At 37.0% G+C, this 5,960-nt stretch carries 6 protein-coding genes; 3 read left to right on the top strand and 3 right to left on the bottom strand.

Translation table 11 applies throughout. The features are described from left to right. Positions 1-235 precede the first annotated feature (235 nt). Entirely contained in the window at positions 236-973 is a 738-nt protein-coding gene (locus L1D46_RS19425) for a peptidylprolyl isomerase (protein ID WP_130052415.1), read from the bottom strand. Positions 974-1,220: 247 nt separating this feature from the next. Between L1D46_RS19425 and L1D46_RS19420 the strand changes: the two genes are divergently transcribed. Then, entirely contained in the window at positions 1,221-1,418 is a 198-nt protein-coding gene (locus tag L1D46_RS19420) for a hypothetical protein (protein WP_130052416.1), read from the top strand. Positions 1,419-1,493: 75 nt separating this feature from the next. Then, positions 1,494-3,101, top strand: a complete 1,608-nt coding sequence (gene ushA / locus L1D46_RS19415; RefSeq protein WP_130052417.1) for a bifunctional UDP-sugar hydrolase/5'-nucleotidase UshA — start codon at positions 1,494-1,496, stop codon at positions 3,099-3,101. A gap of 80 nt (positions 3,102-3,181) precedes the next feature. Here the strand turns inward: ushA and L1D46_RS19410 are convergent, their stop codons facing one another. Together L1D46_RS19410 and L1D46_RS19405 are read right to left on the bottom strand one after the other, a co-directional pair. After that, complete coding sequence (locus L1D46_RS19410; protein ID WP_130052418.1) at positions 3,182-4,075, bottom strand: hypothetical protein; 894 nt, start codon at positions 4,073-4,075, stop codon at positions 3,182-3,184. A 40-nt stretch (positions 4,076-4,115) separates the two neighbouring features. Then, positions 4,116-5,015 (bottom strand): hypothetical protein, encoded by a 900-nt coding sequence (locus L1D46_RS19405; RefSeq protein WP_130052419.1) that lies wholly within the window; start codon positions 5,013-5,015, stop codon positions 4,116-4,118. Positions 5,016-5,234: 219 nt separating this feature from the next. Here L1D46_RS19405 and L1D46_RS19400 point away from each other — a divergent pair. Further along, positions 5,235-5,960 (top strand): S1/P1 nuclease (locus L1D46_RS19400; RefSeq protein WP_239978068.1); only part of this gene is annotated, 726 nt, incomplete at its 3' end.

The following is a 5,960-nucleotide window of genomic DNA, read 5'->3' as shown; positions in this document are numbered from 1 at the left end:
GCTTAATATCAAGGCGTTACTTTGCAAGAATGGCATCCCCTTTAAAGAAGTAACAACGATGAGAGTAAGTGCCTGTGAAGCGCCCAAAGGGTTGGTTTAAAAGCGATTTATACTGCGTTATTGATTTTAACAATAGAACCACTATTACTTGCAATTAATGCCTTGCCTAAATCGCTTTTAATTCCAACTGAAACTCGCATCTTGAGGTGGTTTGGGTATACTTTGTTGGTTGGAATTATTTACGACGAGTAAAACCTGCTAGGGCCAATAAAGATAACATCCACGCAAGACTACCACCGGAACTACTTCCGCCGTTATCAGATGAATTATCTTGATCAATTAATGTATTTTCTTTTGGTGATAAAGAAGCAGAAGAATTAGGATCATCATCAACCACAGTGACACTATTTATATAAAATAAGTTCTCACCATTAAAACCTGATGTTGTAGTTGGGCACTGATCTTCATTTAAATTTACGACAGGAATTTCGCCGCAGTGGACTAAAGATGTAATTTGTTCTAAAACATCCATGCTTGTTACAGTAACTTCACCAAACACTGTAAAGCCGCCGTTTTGCAGGTCTAGATTAGCACTGTTATCTTTTAAGTTAAAAAACCACTGACTTGTCGCACTATTAGCATTGCCACCAATTTTGGCCATTGCAATAGTACCTTTAACATTCGATAGTTCAGGCTCGTTAATAATAGAGTCTTTGGTTTCAATTTCTGTAAAATCAGTTTCAAATTTAAAGCCACCACCTTGTAAAACAAAATTATCAACTGAACGGTGGATTACCGTACCATCATAGCTACCGTCAGCCACATAATTTAAAAAGTTTTCAACGGTAACAGGCGTATGTTGGTCATAAAGGTGAACAGTAATACTGCCAAGATCAGTCTGCATTTCTACAATTGTAGCATTGGCAGAGAAACAGCTTGTTAATAGTGCTGTTGCAAGTAAGTGTTTTTTCATTGTTTATCTTTCCTGATAATTTTTATTATAAAACTGCTTGAAGCTTAAACAAAAATAATATGCGCTTAAATAGCAAACAAAATAGTTACACAAAACACGCCAAAGCAATTACAACTCAGTTACATTTATTCACACGGTGTATTCATTTTGGTTATAAAAAGTTTGAACATTAAATCAAAATCGTCTTATCAAATAGACAGAGTTTGTTAGTATTTGCACGACAACAATGAACACACAGGAAATAACCATGGCGAATGAAGAGAACGCGATATGCGATTTTGGCCTACACCAAGGTGAGCCATACAGTAAGTTACCAGCTAGTTTTTTAAACTGGATGGTAGGCAATAATCATCAGAAATCACACTATGCAGAACAAGAACTACAACGCCGTCAACTTGCCGCAACAGGGCAACTGAATATAGAAAATGACAATAAAAGTTTATAAAAGACATTTAATTTAAACTTAAGTCGTTTAAACTATGCGCATAATTAACCTACTGCTTTAATCAGGCAAACAATTATGCGCTTTTTTTTACTAATATCGCTACTGGTTACCTTAACCGCGTGTAGCTCATCCTCTAACAATACAAATTCAGTACAATATTTAACTCTGCTTCATACGAATGATAACCATGGTCGCTTTTGGCACAATGAACAAGGCGAGTACGGCATGGCAGCTCGAAAAACGTTGATCGATCGACTAAGAGCCAATGCTAAAGCACAAGGACATGCCGTATTACTTCTTTCTGGAGGCGATATCAACACAGGCATTCCAGAGTCTGACTTACAACACGCAGAGCCAGATTTTAAGGGTATGTCTTTAATAGGTTATGATGCCATGGCAATTGGTAATCATGAGTTTGATAATCCATTAACTGTACTTGAACAACAGCAACAGTGGTCAAACTTTCCATTTTTATCAGCCAACATTATTGATAAGAAAACAGGTGAGCCACGCTACCAAGCTTACGAAATCTTTGAGAAAAACGGTCTTAAAATAGCAGTCATCGGCTTAACAACAACAGATACAGCTAAAATCGGTAACCCGCAATATATTGGTAGCCTTGACTTTAAAGGACCTGTGACAGTAACAGCCAATCTAGTTCCTAAAATCAAAGCTAAATATAACCCTGATATTACGATTGCAGTGACACACATGGGTCACTATGTTGATGCAAACTTTGGTATTAATGCGCCGGGTGATGTAACAATGGCCCGTAACTTACCCGAAGGCATGCTTGATATTATTGTAGGCGGCCATTCACAAGAGCCTGTTTGTATGAAAGAGGCCAATGTGGCAGACGAGAGCTTCATGCCTGGGAAAGCTTGTAAGCCAGATCAACAAAATGGTACTTGGATTATGCAAGCTCATGAATGGGGTAAATATGTTGGTAAAGCCGAGTTTAAATTAGAAAATGATGAATTAACACTGCTTAATTACGAACTGATCCCAGTAAATCTTTATATCGATGATGAAAATGGTAATAAAAAACTTGCTGCTGATTACATCGAACCTAACAAAGGATTACAAGATGTACTCGCGGTTTATCAGAAAAAAGGCGCAGCTCAAATTGCAGGTAAGATAGGTTCTGTTGATGCAAAGCTAGAAGGTGATCGTAACAAAGTACGCTACGAGCAAGTAAACTTAGCTCGCGTAATTATTGCAGCACAAATGCAATCTGTCGGAGCTGACTTTGGCTTGATCAGCGGCGGCGGTATTCGTGATAGTATTCAGGCAGGCGATGTCAGTTATAAAGATATTTTAAAAGTACATCCTTTTAAAAACCGTATCACTTATATTGATATGACAGGCCAAGAGTTATTCGATTACTTGTCGGTTGTCACTTCTTTCCCACCTGATTCTGGTGCCTACTTACAATACTATAAATTAAGCTTTAAGCGCGATGACGACACATTATCTAATGTTAAAATTGCCGGCAAACCGCTTGATATGGCAAAAACATATCGTATGAGTATTAACAGCTATAACGCCTCGGGCGGTGATGGCTACCCTACTCTTACAAATAAAGAAGGCTATGTTAGCACTGATGATACGGATGCACAGGCACTAAAACGTTTCTTTGAACAAAATAGTCCTGTTAAAGCGGCTGATTACGCGCCTAAGTAACAATAAACATCTTGTAAATAATATCTCTATGTTAAAAGGGAAGTCAGTGACTTCCCTTTTTAGTTTACAATAAGATTAAATTACTTACCTATGACCTCGATGTCCGCGATCTCAATTGTTTTCAATCCATAATGATGTAACCGAGAACGCGAACCTTCACCATGGGCTTTTGGCGGATAATAGGTTTCTTTTATCTCAAGCTGATCTTGCCAAACTTCATCAAGGGCTGCTCGAATTTCACTTAAGGTTTTTTCTAAACTGTTAGTAAAGTTTGGTCTCTTTCTAATAGTATGCCCCAGTTCGACTAACCGGTAAAAATACTTGTTAGCAAGCGTCAGTAATTCTTCTGGAACATCTTTATTCTGATTGAGCACTACATCCGGGTGCTCTATACAAAACTCAACCAAAGCTAGATAGAAGCACAGTGGTTTATTAGCAAGTGCAACGGTTTTATCAATAGCACAACTTGCTGCCAAGGTTTTATTTTGCAGATCGACTATTAATCTTGGCTTTTCTTCAGCTTGAAGCTCAATTTCCGGTTCATGTTTTGCTATTTGAATCTTAGTACGCTCACTAATAAATAATAAGTAAGTTAAAGCCGCTGAAATTAAACATACAAGAATTAATACTGCGATATCGTTTTTAGAAAATAAAGAGGATGTCACAACAAAGCTAACCAATAAGGTTTTTTGTGGGGCATGTAATTGCTTGGTAATTAAGTCAGCACGCGCAGGGTAATCCGATATACCCTCGATCGAATAGACCATCACTCCTGAGTCTGCCAGCTGTGCATTAAGTCGTGCTATATAATTAAGTACCATATCTTTACTACCTGAATGCTTTAAAAAATCATCAGGTAAATTTAAATGGTTCAAGTCAAGAGCAATACGGTTTTCAACTTTAGCTAGGGTCAATTCATCATTACTTGTTGTCTGGTAGGCTTTTGCAGCAATAAAAGTAGCAAAAAATACCATGCAACAGGTAAGAAACACTGCGCTATATGCAAGTTTAATTCTAGTTGGTAGCATTGCTATCCCCTAGTTTAGCTGTCTGCTGTGAATCACAGCTCCAAAATGACTCTACATGATTAAAATAATGAGAATTCTGATTGTGAGCCAACTGTGTAAGGCGTGCTTGAACTGCACATAAAAGATCCGTGTTCTCGTCTTGCATTTTTAAATACCAACGACTTCCGCTTATATTATCGCGTATTGGTGTGATGTAATTTTTAGAAAAGCGTTGTTGATCGCTGTCTTGCCAATAAGAAGAAATTAAATCGACTTTACCACTGGCAAGCAATTCTCTTAATTCCGTATGCGAACTAGCATAATTAATATTTAGGTTTTCTAAGTTTATATCCAGGTTTTTAAATAATTGTTTGGGCAAAATGTGGCCTGAACGGCTGGTTGGATAGTCAAGCAAACCTATGCGTTTATCTAAAAAGTAGCTTTTTTCAATTCTTGGCTTTTCTTTACTAGAAATTAAATACGCTGTGTAATCAGGAAACCCTACAACAGCTTGGTAGTTATAGGTTGACTCGGCCATAAAGGCATTAATTAAGTTTTCTTTAGCAAGGATCAGATCAGCAATCCCTTTACCTAAAAACTCAATAGTGTCTGAGGTTTTATAGCCCCAATAAGATGTTACCTTACCATATTGTTTACTGATAGTGTCGTCAGAACATAAGGTTTTAGCGACGTCCTCAGCCAGCACTTTGCCAGATGAGTACACAACTAACTCATTTAGATTAACATCTGATTTGGTATCACATTGGAAAGACGTTTCAATAAATGCATTGATATCAGAAACAGCCGGTTTACCCTGCAAAATTCCAATATAAAAAAACAAAATCAATGATAGAAACAAAAATGTAACAATCGACGATTTTTTTATTAGTATTGTTCTTAAATTCAATTTTAATAGCCAACAACGCTCCGTTGTCTCTATTTGAACAATTATTCTTACTCATTGCAATAGGTAACTTTACTTGAATAAATTAACCCATTGAAATATAAGATATATGAACAAGAAATTATGAATCTTATTGAGTCCTTTCTATTTGCTTTTAAATTCAGGAAAATACTCACCAAGAAATCGTGCTTCATGGCACATTCATTTTTGGACACTGAGTCAATGTTACAAAAAACAATAAAAATGTTGCTGTTATCGACACCTGTTATTTCAGCAGTGTTAAGTACCCCAGTTAATGCATGGGGTCAGAATGGTCACCGTATTGTTGGTGAAATTGCATCTAAGCATATTACTGATACGACTAAACAAGCATTAGTTCCATTACTTGATGGTGAATCATTACCTCAAATTGCGACTTGGGCTGATGAAATGCGATCTGCCCCAGAGAGTTTTTGGCAAAAGAAATCCTCGCGCTGGCATTACATTAATTTCAAAGAAGGCAATGCCAAACCTCATTACGACTCACACTCTCATCACAATAAAGAAACCGTGTCAGATATCCTAGAAGGCATGGAATATTCAATTTCTGTATTAAAAAATCAAAAAGCTTCATTAGCTGAAAAGCAATTTGCACTGCGCTTTTTGGTTCACCTAGTTGGTGACAGCCACCAACCTTTTCACGCAGGTCGCGCTGAAGATCGTGGTGGCAACAATATTTCTGTAACATTCTTCGGGCAAGATACCAATTTGCATAGTTTATGGGACTCAAAACTCATCGAGAATGAAAATTTGTCCTATACTGAGTTTGCGCAATTTATAAATACAACAAATCAAGCGTTAATAACGGACTACCTTGCCAGTTCACCTAGCGATTGGTTAATCGAATCAAATAATATTGCAAACTCTCTGTATAATGAAAATGAAACAAACGTAAGTTATAGTTATATC

This window comes from Pseudoalteromonas sp. Isolate3 (assembly GCF_022398505.1).
GTDB lineage: Bacteria > Pseudomonadota > Gammaproteobacteria > Enterobacterales > Alteromonadaceae > Pseudoalteromonas > Pseudoalteromonas apostichopi.
Note: the sequence above shows the minus strand (reverse complement) of the source record. Positions and strands in the feature narration are given on the sequence as shown.

Bases quoted from the DNA above. Each gene is read 5' to 3' on its own strand.
- L1D46_RS19410 (WP_130052418.1), bottom strand. From the start codon at position 4,075: ATGGTATTTTTTGCTACTTTTATTGCTGCAAAAGCCTACCAGACAACA.
- L1D46_RS19420 (WP_130052416.1), top strand. From the start codon at position 1,221: ATGGCGAATGAAGAGAACGCGATATGCGATTTTGGCCTACACCAAGGT.
- L1D46_RS19425 (WP_130052415.1), bottom strand. From the start codon at position 973: ATGAAAAAACACTTACTTGCAACAGCACTATTAACAAGCTGTTTCTCT.
- ushA (WP_130052417.1), top strand. From the start codon at position 1,494: ATGCGCTTTTTTTTACTAATATCGCTACTGGTTACCTTAACCGCGTGT.